The organism is Streptomyces sp. LN549 (assembly GCF_043203805.1).
Lineage (GTDB): Bacteria > Actinomycetota > Actinomycetes > Streptomycetales > Streptomycetaceae > Streptomyces.
Genome location: NZ_JAZHRI010000002.1, coordinates 6458215 through 6478885 on the forward strand (window position 1 = coordinate 6458215; position 20671 = coordinate 6478885).

Annotated in this window: 15 protein-coding genes; 5 read left to right on the plus strand and 10 right to left on the minus strand. The window is 69.6% G+C overall.

All coding sequences use genetic code 11. The annotated features are described in order from the left end of the window. Positions 1-80: 80 nt before the first annotated feature. The gene (locus SH922_RS29065) at positions 81-2234 is read right to left on the minus strand and encodes an alpha-galactosidase (protein WP_393061034.1); all 2154 of its coding nucleotides are present in this window, start codon (positions 2232-2234) and stop codon (positions 81-83) included. A 35-nt stretch (positions 2235-2269) separates the two neighbouring features. Continuing rightward, a complete protein-coding gene (locus SH922_RS29070; RefSeq protein WP_393061036.1) occupies positions 2270-3487 on the minus strand; it encodes an ROK family protein in 1218 nt (405 codons plus the stop codon). A gap of 115 nt (positions 3488-3602) precedes the next feature. Here SH922_RS29070 and SH922_RS29075 point away from each other — a divergent pair, with 115 nt between their 5' ends. From SH922_RS29075 to SH922_RS29090, 4 genes are all read left to right on the plus strand, one after another. Further along, on the plus strand, positions 3603-4886 hold the full coding sequence (locus tag SH922_RS29075) for an ABC transporter substrate-binding protein (RefSeq protein WP_393061038.1): 1284 nt from the start codon (positions 3603-3605) through the stop codon (positions 4884-4886). Between the two features lie 185 nt (positions 4887-5071). Beyond that, on the plus strand, positions 5072-5881 hold the full coding sequence (locus tag SH922_RS29080; protein ID WP_393063722.1) for a carbohydrate ABC transporter permease: 810 nt from the start codon (positions 5072-5074) through the stop codon (positions 5879-5881). Further along, complete coding sequence (locus SH922_RS29085; protein ID WP_393061040.1) at positions 5878-6705, plus strand: carbohydrate ABC transporter permease; 828 nt, start codon at positions 5878-5880, stop codon at positions 6703-6705. Before SH922_RS29080 ends, SH922_RS29085 begins: the two co-directional genes overlap by 4 nt. Positions 6706-6836: 131 nt before the next feature. Next, a complete protein-coding gene (locus SH922_RS29090; protein WP_393061042.1) occupies positions 6837-9218 on the plus strand; it encodes an Ig domain-containing protein in 2382 nt (793 codons plus the stop codon). A 129-nt stretch (positions 9219-9347) separates the two neighbouring features. Here SH922_RS29090 and SH922_RS29095 read toward each other — a convergent pair whose 3' ends face one another. The 8 genes from SH922_RS29095 to SH922_RS29130 form a co-directional block, all read right to left on the minus strand. Then, complete coding sequence (locus SH922_RS29095) at positions 9348-9929, minus strand: ATP/GTP-binding protein (RefSeq protein ID WP_014048542.1); 582 nt, start codon at positions 9927-9929, stop codon at positions 9348-9350. Continuing rightward, the gene (locus tag SH922_RS29100) at positions 9910-10524 is read right to left on the minus strand and encodes a DUF742 domain-containing protein (protein ID WP_393061044.1); all 615 of its coding nucleotides are present in this window, start codon (positions 10522-10524) and stop codon (positions 9910-9912) included. The genes SH922_RS29095 and SH922_RS29100 overlap by 20 nt, the downstream gene beginning before the upstream one ends. 89 nt (positions 10525-10613) lie before the next feature. Next, the gene (locus tag SH922_RS29105; protein WP_018551717.1) at positions 10614-11027 is read right to left on the minus strand and encodes a roadblock/LC7 domain-containing protein; all 414 of its coding nucleotides are present in this window, start codon (positions 11025-11027) and stop codon (positions 10614-10616) included. 10 nt (positions 11028-11037) lie between these two features. Continuing rightward, entirely contained in the window at positions 11038-14250 is a 3213-nt protein-coding gene (locus SH922_RS29110; RefSeq protein WP_393061046.1) for a nitrate- and nitrite sensing domain-containing protein, read from the minus strand. Between the two features lie 346 nt (positions 14251-14596). Next, on the minus strand, positions 14597-15178 hold the full coding sequence (locus tag SH922_RS29115; RefSeq protein ID WP_073738725.1) for an ATP/GTP-binding protein: 582 nt from the start codon (positions 15176-15178) through the stop codon (positions 14597-14599). After that, on the minus strand, positions 15159-15566 hold the full coding sequence (locus SH922_RS29120; RefSeq protein ID WP_148021032.1) for a DUF742 domain-containing protein: 408 nt from the start codon (positions 15564-15566) through the stop codon (positions 15159-15161). Before SH922_RS29120 ends, SH922_RS29115 begins: the two co-directional genes overlap by 20 nt. 136 nt (positions 15567-15702) lie before the next feature. Further along, a complete protein-coding gene (locus SH922_RS29125; protein WP_006127850.1) occupies positions 15703-16116 on the minus strand; it encodes a roadblock/LC7 domain-containing protein in 414 nt (137 codons plus the stop codon). Between the two features lie 9 nt (positions 16117-16125). After that, entirely contained in the window at positions 16126-19854 is a 3729-nt protein-coding gene (locus tag SH922_RS29130) for a nitrate- and nitrite sensing domain-containing protein (RefSeq protein ID WP_393061047.1), read from the minus strand. A gap of 579 nt (positions 19855-20433) precedes the next feature. Here SH922_RS29130 and SH922_RS29135 point away from each other — a divergent pair. Further along, complete coding sequence (locus SH922_RS29135) at positions 20434-20625, plus strand: hypothetical protein (protein WP_393061048.1); 192 nt, start codon at positions 20434-20436, stop codon at positions 20623-20625. Positions 20626-20671: the final 46 nt, after the last annotated feature.

A 20671-nucleotide genomic window follows, 5' to 3' on the forward strand; every position in this document is an offset into this window, starting at 1 on the left:
CGCCCACCACCCAGGGACACAGCGGGGGCGGTGGGCGACAGCATGTCCCGGGCATGGCCGGGCCGGCGGCGGATGCCGGATCAGACGGCGCGCAGATGGACCAGCGCCGCGCTCTGAGGCGCCCGCGCAGGACCTGGCAGTCCCAGTGCTCCGAGCGCCGCGCCGGTGGCCCGGACGCCCGTGACCTCCCAGCTCACCGACGGGTCCGCCGGTGCGACGAGCGAGGCGTGGTAGGTCCGGTCCGGGGCGAGGCCCGGGACGCGGAGCCGCGGTGGCACGGGCACGATCTCGTCGAGCTGGGCGTAGGAGAAGAGCGCCTCCGACCGGTCCCGGGCGACCACTCCATGGGCGAGCAGACCTTCGGGCAGTTCGACGCGGGTCAGCCGCCCCGTGTGCAGGAGCGCGCGGTGCCGCTTGTAGAGACCGATCCAGCACGCGAGACGGTCCAGCTCCTCGGTCGGCACCTTCGTCAGGTCCCACTGGACGCCGAACTGGCCGAAGAAGGCCGTGGCCGCGCGGAGATCCAGGTTGCTGGTCCGGCCGGTCTGGTGGGAGACCGGCGCGGCGACATGAGCGCCCAGGTACTCCAGGGGGGCGAGCTGGACGCTCCAGTGCTGGATCGGCTGGCGGGACAGCGGATCGGTGACGTCGGAGGTCCAGACGCTCTGGACCCGCTCGAGCACGTCCAGGTCGATCCTGCCGCCACCCGAGGCACAGCTCTCCCACGCGATGCCGGGATGGCGGCGGGCCAGCTCGTCGAGGAGCTCGCCGAGGGCGAGGGTCTGCCGCCGTGACGCGGGCCGGCCGGAGCCGCGCGAGTCACCGCCGTCGATCTGGTCGCGGTTGTGGTCCCACTTGACGAAGTCGATCCGGTGCGCCGCAGCCAGACGGCCGAAGGAGTCGAGCAGGTGGTTCCGCACGTCCTCCCGGCCGAGATCGAGCAGGTAGCAGTTACGTTCCAGCACCGGTGTCCGGTTGCCCGTCCGCAGAATCCAGTCGGGATGATCGCGGTGGACCGCGGAGTTCGGGTTGACGGCCTCCGGCTCCCACCAGAGCCCGAACTCCATCCCCTTCCCGTGCACCCGGTCCACCAGCGGTGCCAGACCGTGCGGCCACACCGCCGGGTCCGGGGTCCAGTCACCCAGGCCGTCGTCGAGGGAGGTGCGGCCCGCGAACCACCCGTCGTCGAGCACGAATCGCTCGGCACCCAGATCGGCCGAGATGTCGACCAGCGCGGTCAGTGTGGAGAGGTCGTGGTCGAGGTAGACCGCCTCCCACGGGTTGAACATGACGGGTGCGGGCGACGACGGATGGGCCGGGAGCGACCGGACGTACTGATGGGTCGCGTCCGCCAGTCCGTCGAGGCCGCGCGCGGACGCGGCCACGTGCACCCAGGGCGTCGCGTACGTCTCGCCCTCGGCGAGGACCAGCTCGCCGGGGTGCAGCAACTCGCCGGCCCGGACGACCGCGGTGCCGGAGCTGAGCTGCTCGACCGCGTACCGGTGGTTGCCGCTCCAGGCGAGGTGGACACCGAGCACCTCACCGTCGCCGTATCCGAAGCCGGGGGTACCGACCACGATGAGACCCGTGCCGTCGAGAACCCGCATGCCGCGGCGGTGCTCCCGGACCCACTGCCCGTCCGCGAGGGCACGGCGCTGGGGCTGCCGCTCGCGGGCCCACCGCCCGGTGAAGTCGAGGATCTCGCCCGCGCCGGTCGGAACGGGGACGACCACATCGAGCGCGTCGACCACGTAGGGGCCGGCGCCGGTGTTGGTCAGCACGTGCCGGAGGCGGAGCCCTCCCCCCGGGACGGCTTCGGCCTCGAAGCGCAGGTCGAGCCCCGCTGCCTCGTCGGTGGCCCGGACCACGAGTGAGCCGTCGTCGCACCGCACCCGGCCGGGGCCGAACGCGGTGGACCAGTCGCTTCCCGGGCCTTCGGGGCCGACCCGGTGGCCGAGCAGCGCGGGCCGTCCGAGGTAGCCGCGCGCGTGCTCCGGGAGCACACTGACCGGTGAGCCGGTCAGCCAGGAGTTCCAGGCCGTGGTCTCGACCGAGGCCGGGAGCGTCAGGGACCGGACGTCCGTCGCCGCCAGAGGGAGCCCCACCCACCCGATATCGGGCAGGCCGTCCGCCCTCGGCAGCAGGACCATCGTCGTGGTCTCGGTCCCGCCGAGTCCGGAGAGGGACACGGGGGCGGTGGGCGCGGGCACGGCAACGCGTCCGGGCTCGATCATTCGGTGACTCCCTGGTGCGGTGAGAAAGGGGCGGATCAGGCCTGCACTGCGAGCAGGCGTTCCTTGAGGTCGTCGAGTGCCAGCCGGGCGGCGCCGAGGGCGACGGACTCGTCGCCGAGCAGGGACACACGGAACTCCGGACTGTTGAGGGAGGTAGCGGCCAAGTGGCGCCCGAAGGGGCCGGCGAGCACGTCCCCCGCGCGGGACAGGCCGCCGCCGAGCACGACGAGATCGGGGTCGACGGCGTGGACCAGGACGGAGGCGCCGAGGGCGAGGGCCTCGGCGACGCGGTCGACGGTGCGTACCGCGGCGCGGTCGCCGTTCGCGGCCGCTTCGAAGAGCGCGCGGACATTGCCGCTGGTGGACTCCTCGGCGGCCGAGCCGGCGAGCCTGCGGCTCTCGAGGTCGAGCTGCGTCATCGCTTCGGCCCACCCAAGGATCTTCATGGAACCGACGGACGCCGCCAGGCCGTGCCGGCCGTTGTGGATCTGCCCGTTGATGACGATCGCGGCCCCGAGGCGTCGGCCGGCGTGCATGTAGACCAGGTCACGCGCCCCGGCACCGCCCTGCCACTGCTCGGCCACCGCCGCGAGGTGGATGTCGTTGGAGACCAGCACGTCGCGCCTGAAGCGCTCGGACACCTCTGACACCACGTCGATCCTGTCGAAACCCGGGAGTGAGTAGACGTCCAGGTCCTGGCCCGCGGGAACGGTACGGATGTCCATGACCTCCGAGCCGTTGGCCCCCACACCGGTGATGCCGCAGGCCACCGAGCGGACGTGGTCCCTGTCCGTCCCGGTCTGCCGGAGGGTCGCCTCGACCAGACGTGCCGCGGCGCCGATGCGCCCGGCCGGCCCGATGCGTGAGTCGACGCTGCGTCTGCGCACCGCCAGGACGTTGCCGCGCAGGTCGCACACGACCACGGCCACCTTGTGGGCGCCGATGTCGACCCCGACGACGGCGAAGTTCTCGGCCACGACCTCGTAGCGCCGGGCCGGCCGTCCCGCCGACCGCTCGCCGTTCGGACGGTCGAGTGCCTCACGGACGAAGCCCTCGTCCAGCAGCGTCGCCACCAGGTCCTCGGCGGTGGGACGGGAGACCCCGACGATCGAACGCACATCACTGACCGTCAGCGACGCGGCGTCGAGGAAGGCCCGCACCGTGGCCGAGAGATTGAGCCTGCGCAGGAGGTGGGCATCGCCCGCACGGCCTGAGGAAGTTGTGCTCCGGGTCTCACCGATGTCTTGACTCACGGCGGCACGCTATCTAAATTGACGCCGCAACAGCAATATTGACAAGAAACTTACTTATCTAAATTCTGGCCGAGCGACATGCCATCCGGTGGGTTCGACCAGCAAGGAGGGCCTCATGAGCAAGCAGGCCAACTGGGTTGCTGCAGCAGCAGCGTTGGGCCTGGTCGCGCTGACCGGCTGTGCCGTCGGCGGCGGGAGCGAAGGCGGAAACGGTTCGGGCGGTGACGTGACGTTGAGCCTGCTCACCTTCGAGACCCCCAACCTCACCGCCTCCTACTGGGACGACATCATCGCCAGGACCAGCGCCAAGGTGCCGGGGGTGAAGATCAAGAAGCTCGTCGCGCCGAGTGCCGAGCAGCGCAACGAGTACACGCGCCAGCTCGACTCGACCGGCGCACTGCCCGACATCATGGTCGCGATCGACCCTGCCGGACTGGCGGAGGGCGGCAAGCTGGCCCAGTTCAGCAAGAAGGAACTGGCGGACTGGACCAGCCCGGACGCGAACAGCTTCAACGGCAGGATCTACCAGCTGCCCACCAACTCGCAGACCTGGCAGATCTACTACCGCAAGGCGGACTTCGAGAAGGCGGGCATCGCCACTCCTCCGAAGAAGTGGGACGACCTGCTCGCCGCGGTCGGCAAGCTCAAGGCAGCGGACATCAAGCCGTTCGTCATCGGCGGCGGCGCACCGGACGGCCTCGGCCCGCGATGGACCTTCGCCCAGCTGGTGGCCGACGAGGTCTACGCCAAGGACCCGAAGTGGCTCGACAAGCTGACCGCGGGCAAGACCGACTTCAGCGACCCGCTGTTCGTCAACGCCGCGACCAAGATGAAGGCACTGGCGGGCAAGGAGAACGTCGACAACCTGTCAGCCACCTACGCCCAGGCGCAGGAAGCCTTCCTCAAGGGCAAGGGTGCCATGTACCCGATGGGCTCGTGGTTCCCGGCGTCCCCGGACAAGGAGCAGCAGAAGGAGTTCGGCGCCTTCCCCATGCCCACGCAGGACGGCTCGCTCGTCCTGCCCGTGTACACGGGCGGTGGACTGTCGGTGAGCGCCAAGTCCCCTGACGTCGCGAAGGCCAAGAAGTGGGCCGTCGAGTTCTCGAAGCTGAACGCCGACGGCGGGGCGAAGTACGACGGCCTGTTCGTCGCGCTCAAGGGCTACAAGCCGCCGGCCGGCCTGCCGCCGCTGTACAACACCACCCTCGGTCTCTACGAGAAGGCCCAGGCCGGCGGAACCGTGACGCCGAGCTTCGGAAACGAGAGCGGTGTCCCGGCCCTGCCGTCGGGCTTCATACCCAAGGTCGACGCGGCACTGAACGATCTCCTCAACGGACGTGCGGACGTGGACAAGTTCGTCGCGACGCTGAACACGAAGTACAAGGAGCTCGCGAAGTGACGCGTCCCTCGCCCGCCCGGACGGGGACCGTCGCCGACGGAGGAACGCAGCGGCCCCTCAAGCCGCAGGCCGATCCGGTCCCGTCCAGGCGCGCGGGTGGGCCGCACCGGCGCCGCACCTGGACGTGGTCGTCGGTGGGATCCGGTGCCGTGTTCGTCCTGCCGACCCTCGCGATCTTCACCGCGATGGTCCTGGCGCCCATTGTGTGGACCCTTTACACGGGGCTGACCGACGAGCGCGCCACCCGCCCGGAAACCTCGTTCATCGGCCTGGAGAACTACGGTTTCCTTCTCGGGAACGAGGAGTTCCGGCACTCCCTGTGGAACACCGTGGTGATCACGGTGATCGTGGTGCTGCTGACGAACCTGCTCGGTCTCGCGATCGCCCTGCTGCTGCGCCGGCAGGGCCGGCTCTACAGCCTGCTCCGCAGCGTCTACTTCACACCGGTGATCCTCTCCGCAGTCGTGGTGTCGGTGATCGGGCGCTCGATCCTGGCGGACGACGGCCTGCTGAACAGCGCGCTCGTCTCGCTGGGGGTCGAGCACCCGCCGGGCTGGCTCACGGATCCGTCGTACGCGATCTACTCCGTCTCCGGGATCATGGTCTGGCAGCTGCTCGGCTTCGCCGTCGTGGTCTACCTCGCCGGACTCGCGGGGATCCCCGCCGAGCTCGACGAGGCGGCGAGCCTCGACGGCGCCGGCCCCTGGCAGCAGTTCCGCGCGATCACCTGGCCGCTGCTCGCGCCCTCGCTGACGATCAACACCGTGATGCTGATGATCAGCTCGTTCAAGGTCTACGACCAGATCGCCGTGCTCACCAACGGCGGCCCCGGCACCGACGGCACGGCCACCGTGGCCTTCGAGGTGATCCGCACCGCCTTCTCCGAGCAACGTCCGGGAGTGGCGTCCGCGATGGCCGGGATCATGCTCGTCGTCGTGTCGGCCGCGAGCGTGACGACGCTCAAGCTCCTGCAACGACGAGAGGTGAACCTGTGAACTCCCGAACGCCGTGGATACGGCCGCTCCTGGCCACCGGCGTGGCGGCCGTCTTCTGCATGCCGCTCTACGTGGCACTGGTCAACGTCTTCAAGCCCAGCTCCGAGGTCGTGTCATCGCCGCTGGCGCTCCCGCTTCCGCCGACCCTCGACAACCTCGGACACGTGCTGAGCCGGCCGGACGGCCTGTTCTGGTACGGCCTCGTCAACTCGGTCACCCTGACCGCGGCGTCGATCCTCATCACCACCCTGCTGGCCGCGATGTCGGCGTACCACCTCGTGCGGTCGGACCGCTGGTGGAGCCGTGTCGTCCTCGGCGTCATGCTGTCCGGCCTGATGATCCCGCCCGCGGTGATCATGCTTCCGATCACGCGGATCCTCGACGCCATCGGCCTGCTGCACACGATGCCGGGCGCCGTGCTGGTCGACGTCGGGTACTACCTGCCGTTCGCCGTGTTCGTCTTCATGGGCTTCATCCGCTCGATCCCGCGCGAACTCGAAGAGGCAGCGGCGGTCGACGGCGCCGGCCGGTTCCGGATCTTCTGGCAGGTCGTCTTCCCGCTGCTGCGGCCCGCGTCGGCCAGCGTGCTGATCTTCCTCGGGGTCTGGGTCTGGAACGACTTCCTCACCCCGCTGCTCGTCCTGGGCCCGGGGGCCGGGAACACCGTGACGGTCGGGATCTTCCGCTCCATCGGCCCCTACCAGCAGGACTTCGGGGCGGTGTTCGCGTTCATGCTGCTCGCCACCCTGCCCGTCCTGGCCTTCTACCTCGCCTTCCAGAAGCAATTCGTCCGGGGCCTGACAGGGGGTGCCACGAAGGGATGACCGGCACAGCGGCCGGTGCAGCAGTTTCCGTCGAGAGCGACAGGAGAAACATCATGCGGTTCCCCGCACGCGTAGTCAGATCGCAGTCCCCTCGCAGGAGGCCCGAGCGGCGTCGGCGCACGGCCGGTTCCGTGGCCCTGGTGATGCTGACGGCCGGCATCCTGCCCGCGGCCGGCGCACAGTCGGCGCAAGCACGACCCGACGGAGCGACTCCGTCGATCGAGATCCGGGCCGGCTATCTGGACCTGGAGCTCGACAGAACAGGGACGGTCGTGGGCCTGGAGGACGTCAGGACCGGGGTCGACCACCTCGCGGCCGGTCATGCGGCGTCCCTGGTCAGCCTGGTCATCGACGGCAAGCAGCAGCGGCCGACCACGGTTCACCGATCCGGACCCGGGGGCGGGATGCTCACGTTCCGGAACGAGGCGGCGCACTGGAAGGTCCAGGTGAAGCTGGTCACCGGGCGCGGCGGTTACACCACGTTCGAAGCGGTCGACGTCGATGTGCCGAAGGGCGTCGATGTGCAGACCCTGCTCTGGGGTCCGCTGGCCACTTCGACCTCCAAGACGGTCGGCACATCGGTGGGCGTGGTCCGCGACGACGATTTCGCCATCGGGCTCCGGCCGCTGACCGACCGTACCGAAGGCGCCTGGCCGCAGGAGGACCAGGACATGGGCTGGGAGAGCGAGGTCAACCACGATCCGGACCATGTGAGCGTGGGTTCCCTGGAGGAGTGGAGCGCGGCGGGCGTGACCCCCTGGGGTTCCGTACTGCGCGCCTTCACCTTCGACTACACCAAGGAACGCCACCGCAAGGTGCGCGGCTATCCGATCCCGGTCGGACCGCTGCCCGGCCGCGACGGCAGGATCGCCGGTTCCAAGATCGCACTCTTCGGAGCCTCGCCCGAAGCGACGCCGACGATTCTGTCCAACATCGCGAAGGGCGAGAAGCTGCCCTACCCGAAGCTGGACGGGCAGTGGCAGAAGGCATCCCAGGCGAGCAGCCAGTCCTGGCTGGTGCTCGGCGACCTGGAGACCGGCAACATTCCGGCGGCGGCCCGGTTCGCCAAGGCGGCCGGCATGAACCGGATCTACTCGCTGACCAGCAGCTACGGCCCATGGAAGTCGAGCGGCCACTACCAGTTCGACTCCAGCCTGGGCGGGAGTGACGCCGGGGCCGCGGCGGCCGTGGACATCGCCAAGGCGAACGGTGTGCAGCTCGGCGTGCACACCCTGTCGGACTTCATCAGCACCGGCGACGAGCCCTACAACTGGGCCTGGTTCCCGCGGGACGCCTACCTCGAGCCGCCTGCCGACGACCGCCTCGCGATGGGAGGCACCGCCTCGCTCACCCGTCCGCTGACGGACGGCGACACCACCCTGTACCTCGACGACGGCGCGCTGCTCGCCGCGGGACCGAGCTACAGCCTCCTGCGCATCGGGGACGAATTCGTCAGCTACGGAGCGGCCGAGCAGGTGGGGAAGGAGTGGAAGGTGACCGGTGTGCAGCGTGCGCGCTGGGGATCGGTCGCTGTCTCCCACCCCGAGGGCGACCACACCGCCCGAGTCATGGCCAACAGCTACGGCGGTGCGATCGGCGGTCATGCCGTCCTCGACGAGATCAGCGACCGGCTGACCACCGCCTGGAACACCACCGGCATCACCGGTATGTCGTGGGACGGCCTGGAGTCGGCATCGGAGTCCGGCTGGGGCGCCTACGGGATGGCTCACCTCGTGAACAAGACGTTCCGGCGCGTCGATGCCAAGGACGGATTCATCTCCGAGACCAGCCGGATGACCTCGAACACCTGGGACGCGCTGACCCGGGCCAGCTGGGGTGAGGTCGGCAGCACCTCGATGGAGCAGGTGTTCGCCAACAACAAGTACCTCCAGGCGAACTACCTCCCCGGCATGCTCGGCTGGATCAGCCTCAACGGCTCGGACAGCCTGCTCACCATGGAGTGGAAGCTGGCCCGAGGCGCAGGCCTGAACGCCGGGACAGGTTTCCAGAGCTCGGTCTCCCGCCTCGAATCGGGCGGCGAGAACACCACGCGGCTGCTCGAGGCCATTCAGCAGTGGGAGACGGCACGCAACCTGGGCGCGTTCACCGAGGAGCAGCGGGCGCGGTTCCGTGACCTGACGACGAACTGGCACCTGAGCGTGGTCGAGCCGGGCAGGAGCTGGTCCCTGCAGGAGCTGGACGCCGACGGCAAGCCGGCCGGCGCTCCCCAGGCTGTCGTGGCCCCGACCCCGGAGCTCGACGCCGGACCGCTGCCCGCGGCGGCCCAGGGCGTCCTGTACGAGGCGACGGTGAAGACCAACACGCCGGCGACCACGCGGTACGCGGTGACCTCGGGGTCCTTGCCCGCGGGCCTCGTACTCAACGCGGACACCGGCGGCATCGTGGGGACACCGGCCAGGACGGGAACGGCACGGTTCACGGTCACGGCGTACCAGGGCTCCGGCGGGCCGACGGCGCGGCGCGACTACGTGATCGAGGCCGGCAGGCACTGATCCGGCAGGCGTGACGCCGTCGGGGTGAGCCCGGCGCCTGCCTCCCCGGCCCGGCGCACCACACGAAAGGCCTCGCACTCCGAAGGAGTGCGAGGCCTTTCGTACATCCGGGCGGACGGGCCGCAGTCCCTACCGCAGGCGCGCCATCAAAGCGTGCTCCACGAGCGTGATCAGCGCGCTCTTCGCATCCGCACGGTGCCGCGCGTCCGTCGTCAGAATCGGGGTGTCGGGTCCGATCTGGAGGGCTTCGCGGACTTCGTCGGGGGTGTAGGGCTGGTGTCCGTCGAAGCCGTTGAGGGCGATGACGAAGGGGAGGCCGCTGTTCTCGAAGTAGTCGACGGCGGGGAAGCAGTCGGCGAGGCGGCGGGTGTCGACGAGGACGACGGCGCCGATGGCGCCGCGTACGAGGTCGTCCCACATGAACCAGAAGCGGTCCTGTCCGGGTGTACCGAAGAGGTACAGGATCAGGTCCTGGTCCAGGGTGATACGGCCGAAGTCCATGGCCACCGTCGTGGTGGTCTTGTCCCCGGTGTGCGTCAGGTCGTCGATGCCCGCGGAGGCGGACGTCATCACGGCTTCGGTACGCAGCGGATTGATCTCCGAAACGGCACCGACAAACGTGGTCTTACCCACGCCGAAGCCCCCTGCCACCACGATCTTCGCCGAGGTAGTGGAGCGGGCTGCTCCGCCGCTAGAGCTTGCGAAGTCCACTGAGCACCCTTTCGAGCAGTGTCACATCTGGCTGGCCGCCGGCGGACTCGTCGCCGCCGGGCTGGTGGATAGCGACGAGTCCGGCCTCAGCCAGGTCGGCTACGAGGATCCGGGCAACGCCGAGAGGGATCGAGAGCAAGGCCGAAATCTCGGCCACCGACTTGATCTCGATGCACAGCCGGCAGATCCGCTGGTGCTCGGGCAACTGCCCTTGCAGCCGGGACGGATCGGCCGTCGTACTCACCAACGCCTCAATGGCGAGTTGGTAGCGCGGTCGGGTCCGTCCACCGGTCATGGCGTACGGACGAACGAGCGGATTGTGCGCCGCGGGCGCGGCCGGCTCCGGGGCCCGGCGCGGCTGCACCGGCTGAATGCGGGGCTGCTGCGGAGAGTCGTACCGGTGCGGGCGCTGCGCCCGCTGGGGCTGCTGCGGCCACTCCGGGCCCTGAAGGTGCTGCGGCTGCCGGTACGGCTGATAAGGCTGCTGTGCGCCCTGTCTGCCGGGTGTGGAGGGGTAACCGAAACCATTGTCCCCGTGCTCACCCGGTGTGTGCTGGCCACCGTTGAACTGGTGCCCGCCTGGGGGTGTACCCACGATTCCTCCTCCGCCTGCCGGTCCCGATTCCAGTGGGTCCGCGCCACCGCACCCTATGGCGCGGTGGCGCGAAACGCACTGCCTGCTTACTAGTTGAGAAGACTTCCCTGAAGCTCGGCACGGAGGTCCGGAGTGAGGACACTGCCCGCACGGTCGACCAGAAGTGCCATTTCGTACCCAACCAGACCGATATCGGCGTCCGGGTGTGCAAGAACGGCCAACGAAGATCCATCGGAAACGGACATGATGAAGAGGAACCCTCGCTCCATCTCCACAACTGTCTGATTGACCGCGCCGCCTTCGAAGATCCGGGAGGCACCCGCGGTCAGCGACGTCAGACCGGAGGCTACAGCCGCCAGCTGGTCCGCACGGTCGCGCGGAAATCCCTCGGACATCGCCAGCAGGAGTCCGTCGGCGGAGACCACCACCGTGTGCGACACCCCAGGGGTGTTGTCCACGAAGTTGGTGATCAACCAGTTCAGATTCTGCGCCGCCTGGCTCATCGGGCTCACACTAACGCTCCTGGTTGTAGGTATTACTGGTGTCCGAACCCGCGTTACGTCCCCGCAGCACGCCACGTCGCAGGTTGCTCAACCTGCCACGTATGTCCTCCGGGGCGCGGGAGACCTGGGGGCCGCCCTGCTGGGTCTGCTCGGCCGTTCCCTCGACCAGATTGGCCTTGGGTACGCGCCGGGGAAGTCCGGACGGGGTGACCCCGCCCGCCTTCGGCTCCCGGAGCTTCTCGGCCCGCTCCCAGCGCTCGTCGTTCGCAGAGCGCCAGTCCTCGGAACCGGCACCGTCCTCCTGCGCGGGCGACGGCTGCTGCTGCGGCAGTTCCTCCTGCTGCGGCGGTGCCTGCTGCGCGGCGACGGGCTGGTCGTTGCCGCGGCCGGTGGGCTGCCAGTGCTGCTGGCCGCCGCGGCGCGGCAGGCCGGCACCGGTCAGCTCGTGGCCGGAGTTCGGGACGGGGCCCGAACGGTCGAAGCCTACGCTCTCCTGCGTGGACGTGGGAGCGCTCGCAACAGATTCCGTCTCGGCCTGCGCCACCGGCTCGTACGGGCCCTGGTACGTGCTCTGATCAGCCCACTCCTCCTGCTGGGGCTGGGCGCTGTACTGCTCGTCGTAGGCGGCCTGAGGCGCCTGCGGAGCCGGGTACGCCGTCTCCTGGTAGCCGGCCTGACCGCTGTAACCGGGCTGCTCGGCATAGCCGGTGTCGCCGCGGTACGGGTCGTAGGTGCCTTCGTACGAGGGCTGCTCGTACTGCTGTTCCTGCCGGCCGCCCGCCTGCGGCTCCTGGGCGTACTGGTCCGCGGCGTAGGGCGCCTCTTCGTACGCGGCCTCGGAGTACTGCTGCTGCGGCTCCTGCTGCTGCGGGAACGGCGGACGCTCGCTGCCGGCCTGCGCCTCCAGCGCCGCGCGGCGCTCCTCCCGCATGAGCGAGCGGCCCACCGGGTCGAGCTGAGCGGAGTCCGCGGAGTGCTCCTCGTAGCGCGAGTCGTCGAAGCCGAGCTCCGCCGCCGTACGCAACTGGGGCTGCTGAGGCAGGGCGTCGAAGGCCTGCTGCTGCGGAATGATCGAGGAGACCGTGAAGTCGTCCTGCGCGGGGGCGCCGTCGCCGCCACCACCGTGGGTGATCGCATCCGGCAGCATGACCAGCGAAGTCGTACCGGCCTGCTCGCCCGAGGGACGCAGCTGGACCCGGATGCCGTGCCGGTCGGAGAGCCGGCCGACCACGAAGAGACCCATGCGCTGGGAGACCGCGGCGTCCACCGTCGGCGGGTTGGCCAGCTTGTGGTTGATGTCGGCGAAGTCCTCGGCGGTGAGACCGATGCCCTTGTCGTGGATCTCGATCATCACGCGACTGTCGGGCAGCCGGGTGGCGGTGACCCGCACCTTGGTCTGCGGCGAGGAGAACGTGGTGGCGTTCTCCAGCAGCTCGGCCAGCAGGTGCACGAGGTCGGTGACGGACTGGCCGTGGATCTCGGTCTCCGGCACGCCGGAGAGCTCGATGCGCTCGTAGGACTCCACCTCGGAGGAGGCGGCCCGCAGCACGTCCACCAGCGGCACCGGCTGGTTCCAGCGGCGGCCGGGCTCCTCGCCGGCGAGGACGAGGAGGTTCTCGCCGTTGCGGCGCATACGGGTCGCCAGGTGGTCCAGCCGGAAGAGGCTCTCCAGCTGGTCCGGGTCGGCCTCGTTGTTCTCCAGGTCGGTGATGAGGGTCAGCTGGCCCTCGATGAGCGACTGGTTGCGGCGCGAGAGGTTGGTGAAGATCGCGTTGACGTTGCCCCGCAGCATGGCCTGCTCGGCCGCCAGCCGGACCGCCTCGCGGTGCACCTGGTCGAAGGCGCGGGCGACCTCGCCGATCTCGTCCTGGCTGTTGATCGGGATCGGCTGGACGCGGGTGTCCACCCGGCCCGGATCGGTCCGGGAGAGCTGGTCGACGAGCGAGGGCAGCCGCTGCTCGGCGATCGAGAAGGCGGCCGTACGCAGCTGGCGCATCGAGCGGCTCATCTGGCGGGCCATGAGCCCGGCCAGGATGAAGGCGGCCAGCAGGGCGATGATCACGATCGCGGCGTTGACGATGGCGTCGGTGCGGGCGCTGGACGAGATCTCCGCGGCCTCGGTCACCGCCTTGTCGACGAGCTCGTCCTCGACCGTGGTGTAGCCGTCGAACTTGGCCGTGGCCGCGGCCATCCAGGTCTCGGGGGTGATCCCCTTCGCCTTGAGCTGCTTGGGGTCCTTGCCCAGGCCGATCTCCTGGGCCATGCCGTCGTAGACCGAGCCGTCGATGGTGGGCGGCGTCACGAAAGGCACGCCGGCCGCGTCGGCCTGCTCCTTCGCGGACTTGAGGTTGGCGGCTCCCTCGGCGGCCTTGCGGGCCATGACCGTCTTCAGCCGGGCGGCGTCGGCCTCCGTACCGCCGGAGACGAATTCACCGAGGGCGATCTGCTCCAGGTAGTTGTACGAGCCGAAGGCCTTGACCTGGTCGTTGAACTTGCCGCTCTCCTGGCTGGGCCGCACCAGAAGGTGCATTCCGATGGAGCGCTGAAGCGATTCTGCAGCCTTGGCCAGCTCGATCGCGTACACGGTACGGCCGTAGCTGGTGATGTTTCCGGTGCCGAGGCCGAGCTCGTTGCAGAACTCCATGAGGGAGTGCTGGACCTGGGTGTATCCCTCTTCGGTCTTCACCGGGTCCATGGCGGCGGTGTACGCGGCCTTGCGCAGTTCCGGGAGCTTGGGCTCCTCCAGCTTGAACAGCTTGAGGCGGCGCTCCAGACCCTGCTTGCCCGGCATGTCCTTCACGGCCGTGTCGAACTTCTCCGCGGCCGCGTCAGTGGTGGCCCGGGCCTGGGTGACGACCTCGGAGTCGCGCTTGTTGGACAGCAGCGGCTGAGCGGTGAGGTCACGCTCGTTGAGCAGCGCCTGCCCGTACTCGGCGGCCGCGCGGACGATCAGCGCGGTCTTCTCGGCGTTCTGGGCCTCCTGCCAGGTGTCGACCGAAGCCTTCACCTGGAAGCCGCCCATGATCAGGCCGACCAGTACCGGGATCAGGAGGATCGCGTTCAGCCGGGTGGGCACCCGCCAGTTGCGCGGGGACAGCCGGCTGGTGCTGCCACCTGCCGGTATCCCTTCGGACACATCGGCGGACGGCGCCACGGTGCGCGACGGCGGGGTGAAGTTGCCCCGCTCCGCCTGCGCCGTTGCGCCCTCGTTGTTACGCCTCACTCGACCAACAACCTCTCGGCGTCGGCACCTACGTTGTGCCGTGTTTGTTCAGGGCCGTACTACTCGGGAGTTCATCGAATTGCAGCACGGCCACCGGTCGCGTTCCAAACAGTCGGAATGTGCGATTCCGAGTGGCCCGGACCTCAGATAAAACGGGCATAAAGAACGAGCCCCGTCAAAAGGCGGGGCTCGTGTGAGCGCAGTGATACCGGCCGTGCGCATCGGGTGCTGACCGTGGCTTAATTCTCTTTCGAAACGTTATGAACACGGGGGTGGATCGTGTCAAAGGACACACTCCGCCCCCGTGTGACTACTGTAATTGCCGTACGGAAATACCGGCTTGTGCCTACTTGAGCCGCGCCATCAAAGCGTGCTCCACCAGCGTGATCAGACCGCTCTTGGCGTCACCGCGGTGCCGCGCGTCGGTCGTGATGATCGGGGTGTCGGGTCCGATCTGGAGGGCTTCGCGGACTTCGTCGGGGGTGTAGGGCTGGTGTCCGTCGAAGCCGTTGAGGGCGATGACGAAGGGGAGGCCGCTGTTCTCGAAGTAGTCGACGGCGGGGAAGCAGTCGGCGAGGCGGCGGGTGTCGACGAGGACGACGGCGCCGATGGCGCCGCGTACGAGGTCGTCCCACATGAACCAGAAGCGGTCCTGTCCGGGTGTACCGAAGAGGTACAGGATCAGGTCCTGGTCCAGGGTGATACGGCCGAAGTCCATGGCCACCGTCGTGGTGGTCTTGCCGCCGGTGTGCGTCAGGTCGTCGATGCCCGCGGAGGCGGACGTCATCACGGCTTCGGTACGCAGCGGATTGATCTCCGAAACGGCACCGACAAACGTGGTCTTGCCCACGCCGAATCCGCCCGCCACCACGATCTTCGCCGAGGTGGTGGCCCGGGCTGCACCGCCACTAGAGCTTGCGAAGTCCACTGAGCACCCTTTCGAGCAGTGTCACATCCGGCGCGCCGCCGGCCTCTCCGTTGCCCGGCTGGTGGATGGCCACCATGCCGGCTTCCGCCAGGTCCGCGACGAGAATCCGGGCCACACCGAGCGGCATCGACAGCAGGGCCGACACCTCGGCCACCGACTTGACCTCACGGCACAGGTGGCAGATCCGCTGGTGCTCGGGGAGCAGGGTCCCCAGATGCGCCGGGTCGGCCGTGGTGCTGACCAGCGCCTCTATCGCTAGCTGGTAGCGCGGTCGGGTCCGTCCGCCGGTCATGGCGTACGGACGGACCAACGGCTGGTCGCCTTCACCTTCGTACGACGCGCGGTTCAACGCGCCGTACGGATCGGGTGAGGCGGGTGGCGGGGTCATGAATCCTCCGGGCGTGACAGCAGGGTGTCGGCTTGCCGTCTGAAGGGGCCGGTGGGGGGCTGTAAGCGGCCGGACGGGCGAGAGATGGGTGCGGTACCTGGGCTAATCGTCGTCTGTGTCACCGATTCATGGCCGCCTAGTGGAGCAGGCTGCCCTGGAGCTCGGCGCGGAGGTCCGGGGTCAGGACAGTGCCCGCCCGATCCACCAGCAGAGCCATTTCGTAGCCGACCAGACCGATGTCGGCGTCCGGATGGGCCAGCACGGCCAGCGAGGAGCCGTCCGAGATGGACATCAGGAAGAGGAACCCGCGTTCCATCTCCACCACGGTCTGGCTGACGGCGCCGCCCTCGAAGATCCTGGAGGCACCCGCGGTCAGCGACGTCAGACCGGAGGCGACAGCCGCCAGCTGGTCGGCGCGGTCGCGCGGGAAACCTTCGGACATCGCCAGCAGCAGGCCGTCTGCGGAGACCACAACCGTGTGCGACACCCCTGGGGTGTTGTCCACGAAGTTCGTGATCAACCAGTTCAGATTCTGCGCGGCCTGACTCATCGGGCTCAACTAACGCTCCTGCTGGTGAGTGGGGCCGAGTGGGAAACTGCCGGTCGACGGGCCGTTGTTGGCCTGACGTCCCTGCTGGATGCCCCGGCGGAGATTGGTCAGCCGCCCGCGCACATCATCGGGCGCACGCGACACCTGGGGACCGGACTGATGGTTCTGCTGCTGGGCGGTACCCGGCACCAGATTGGCACGCGGGACCCGGCGAGGCAGACCGGAAGTGGTAATTCCGCCTGCTGCGGGCTTCTTCACCCGCTCCGCCTGCCGGACGAGTTCGTCGTTCGGCGAGGCGCGCCAGGAGCTTGTGGCGCCGCTGGTGTCGCCGGCACCGCGGCGCGGTGCGGCGGGAGCGGGACGCTCCTCGGCGGGCTGCTGGGGGAACCCGGGTGCCTGCGGCGCTGCGGGCGGCTGCTGGCCACCCTGCTGCGGACCGTGGAACCAGTTCGTCTCCAGCGTGTCGTACAGCGGGGTACGGCCGTCGCCGGGACCGGCCGGCGGCAGCGCCTCGGGCTGCGGCTGCTGCGGCAGGACCGGCCGGTACTCCCCACCCGGAGCCGGCGCGACGGGCGGACGCGGGGCACCGAAGTCCCCGTTGTCGCGGTCACGCTGGCGCGGCGCGGGCTGACCCTGGGCCTGCCCGAAGTCCGGGCGGGCGAACTGCGCGGTGCTCGCCGGGTCCGGCGCCTGCGGCGCGGGCCGCTGCTGCGGAGCCGGTGCCGAGAAGTCGGGACGGGCGAACTCGGCGGTCGAGCCGGGACCCTGCTGGCTGTTCATCGGCGGACGCGGGCTGAGCGGCGGCGGGTTCAGCGGCCGCTGGAACTGGCCGGTGGACTCGGGCTCCTCATGACCGCGGGGCGCGTCGAGCGGGGAGTGCCGCGGCGCGGACGGTTCCTCGTTGCTGCCCCAGCTGGTGGTCTGCGGGCGCTGCGGCTGGGGGTTGCCACCCGGCAGCTCCGCACGCGGACCGCCGGCCGGAGGCAGCTGACGGTCGTTCTGACCGGGCCCGCCGGGCTGCTGGAAGCCGCCGCCCTGATTCTGCCGGGCCTGCTGAGGCTGCGGGGCCTGCCATCCGGGACCGTTCCGCTCCGGACGCTTCTGGTCGAACAGACTGGGCTGGCCCGAGTCGGTGCGGCCGTCGCCCTGGCCGCGGGCGCCCAGCCGGGCACCGCCGCCGAAGGCACCGGAGAGCCCGCCGCCCTGACGCGGCGGCTCCTGGCGCGAGACGTCCGGCTGCCGGCCCTGCGGACCGGTGCCGGGGAGCCCGGGGCTCTGGAAGCCCGAGTTCTGCTGACTGCCGGGCTGACCGGGCTGACCGGGCTGGTTCTGGGGACGGCGCGAGCCGCCGTCGCGAGCCGGCAGCGCCGCCCGCGGACCGGAGCCCGCACCGACCTGGCCTCGCGTGGCACCGGGACCCGCGGGGAGCCGTCCGCCCGGGGCCGACGGAGAAGCGTCGAGACCGGCGCGGGGCGCGTTGCCACCGGCCATGAGCCCGCCCGGAGCATTGCCGCTGCCGCCGGCGAGGAGCCCGCCCGGAGCGGGGGCCTGCTGACCCGGGCCCTGCTTCGGGACCGGCTGCTTGCCACCGTGCGCGACGTCGACGGGGAGCATGACCAGTGCGGTCGTGCCACCCGAGTCGGAGGGGCGCAGCTGGATGCGGATGCCGTGACGCAGCGACAGCCGGCCGACCACGAACAGACCCATGCGGCGGGAGACCGAGACGTCCACGGTGGGCGGCGAGGCGAGCCGCTCGTTGATCGCCGCGAGGTCCTCGGGGGAGAGGCCGATGCCGGTGTCGTGGATCTCGACGAGCACCCGGCCGTCGGGCAGCGCGTGACCGGTGACCCGGACCTTCGTCTGCGGCGAGGAGAACGACGTGGCGTTCTCCAGCAGCTCGGCGAGGAGGTGCACGAGGTCGTTGACGACCCGGCCGGCGACCTCGGTGGCGGGCACCGCGGCCAGTTCGATGCGCTCGTACTGCTCCACCTCGGAGGCGGCGGCACGGAGCACGTCGACCAGCGGCACGGGCCGGGTCCACCGGCGGCCCGGCTCCTCGCCCGCGAGGACGAGGAGGTTCTCACCGTTACGACGCATGCGGGTCGCGAGGTGGTCGAGCTTGAAGAGGGAGGACAGCTGGTCCGGGTCGGCCTCGCGCGACTCCAGCTCGGAGATGAGCGAGAGCTGACGCTGGATGAGGCCCTGCGAACGGCGCGAGAGGTTGGTGAACATCGCGTTGACGTTGCCCCGGAGGAGGGCCTGCTCGGCGGCGAGACGGACGGCCTCGCGGTGCACGTCGTCGAAGGCCGCGGCCACCTTGCCGATCTCGTCGCGGGAGTGCACACCGACCGATTCGACCGAGGTGTCGACGTCCTGCGGGTCGGCCTCGGAGAGCTGCTTGACGAGCTCGGGCAGCCGGTCCTGGGCGACGCGCGTCGCGGTGTCCTGCAGCCGGCGCAGCGAGCGGATCATGGACCGGGCGACGACGAAGGCGCCGACCAGCGAGACACCGAGCACGAGCAGGATGAGCGCACCGGAGATGATCGCTTCGCGCTGGGACTCGTCGCGCAGCTCGCGCGCCTTGCCCTCCATGTCGCTGAGGAGCGTCTCCTCGATCTGCTTCATGGCCTGGATCTTGGTGGAGTCCTGGTCGTACCAGTCCATGTACGAACGGCGCACGCCCGGGCCGCTCATGCCGTTGGCGTTGTCGAGCACCCTCTTGGCGTAGGTGTCGGCGGCCTTGATCTCGGGCTGGCCCTCGTCGAGCGTGGAGGTCAGCTCGTCGGCGCTCTTGCCCGTGGTCGTGTAGATCGCCTCGAAGGAGCGGCGAGCCGCGTCCTCCTTGCGGTGGGCGGCCAGACCGAACTGCTGGTCGTTGCGGTCGAGGTGCGGCTGCTTGTCGTTGCCGCTCGGCAGCGCCGCGGCGATGATCGCGCGCTGGACCGACGCGTACTCCTTGGCGGAGGAGAAGGCCGCCAGGGCGCGGGTCCGCTTGATCATCTCGGGGCTGCTGGTGGCCTGCGCCATGTCCTGGGAGAGGCTCAGCAGCGAGGTGATCAGCTGGCTGTAGGCGTCGACGGTCTGGAGACTCGGACTGTCCTTGGAGTACGCCTGCTTGCGGATGTCGCGGATGGAATAGAGCTGCGAGGCGATCTGCTGGACGCTGGAGTGGATGCTCTCCAGGGCCTCGTCACCGGTGGTGTCACCGAGGTCGCTCGTCGCGGTGAGGAACGCCTTCTTCGCCCGGTCGGTCTTCTTCCGCGGCTCGGTGACTTTGAAGTCGGTCGCGGGCACCCCGTTGGACAGCGGTCCCGCCGACCGGTCGCGCTCCTCCTGGAGCGCCTGGGCCAGAGAGGTCGCCTGCTTCGTCATCTTCGTCAGCAGCTGCATGTGCTCCAGCTGCTGGATGTCGTTCATGGAGTCATTGATGCGGAGACCACCCAGCGTGGTCGCCGCGACCACGGGGAGGGCGAGCAGGGAGACCAGACGCGTGCTGATGCGCCAGTTGCGAAGAGCTACGCGTGATCCCGTGCCGACCGGACCGCGCGGCTTGAGCGCGGAGACCGGATCGGACCCGCCGCTCGCCGCCGCGCCGGAGCGCTGGGCGCGGTCGTTGCTGTCGCCGGCCGCGGCCGGTCCGGGGTTCTGGGCGTGCTGGGGCGAGGAACCGCGGTCGGTCCCGCCGCGCGGCTCCTGTTCCGCCGCAGCGCTGCCATCCCTCTTGAAACGTCCCTGCACTAGCGTCGCAACCTCTGGACCAGGCGTTCTCTCCCGCCATGGACGGAAGGAACGGTGTCGGCGTCGTGGGGCGTTGTACCGCCCCATGGTGGTCGTGAGTGACCGGCGCTCTTCCCCTTCCCGCCGCCACTCGGCGCTGCGTTGCGCCCCTGCGCGCCGGCTTGAAACCGCGGCGGTGCGTGGAATTCCAGCACAGTGGCGGATCTCCAACAAGGGCCAGGTACCGGGCTGTGACCTGGGTGACACGTTGTGATGAGGGGGTAACAAGGGGTGGAGTCCGTTCAGTGACATAACGGACCATTGCGGGTGAATCAGGTCTGGGCGACGGGTGTCCCAGTCGACATGATCAGGAGCGGAATGATTCATTCAATGGTGCAATGTCCGTTTCTTTCGACCGCGCGCGCCGCCCGAATTGGTGGAATTGTCGGCCGCTTCGTGAGCAAACTCACAGGATGATCGCCGTCTCTTCCGGGCTCCCGGAGGGAATCGGATGTTTAGCCTGGCGCTTTACAGGGATGGCAAAACCGACAACCGGCGCCCCTCCGGGTGGCGCCCCTACCGACAGGGTCCGTACGGCAGATGAAGACGACGATGATGTTCCGCAACATTGCCAACCCCCGGCGCACCACGCTGGCGCACCTCAAGGACGCCGAAGCGCTGCAGACGCCGGAGCAGCCGGAGCACGCAGTCGACCTGCCGACGCAGACGGCCAACCCGCGCCGCACGATCCTGATGGTGGCCCCCGCGGCCGCCACCGCCGCCGCGGAGTAATGCGCACAGCGTCCCCCCTCACCCGCGTTAGCCTGGAGCGTCAGTC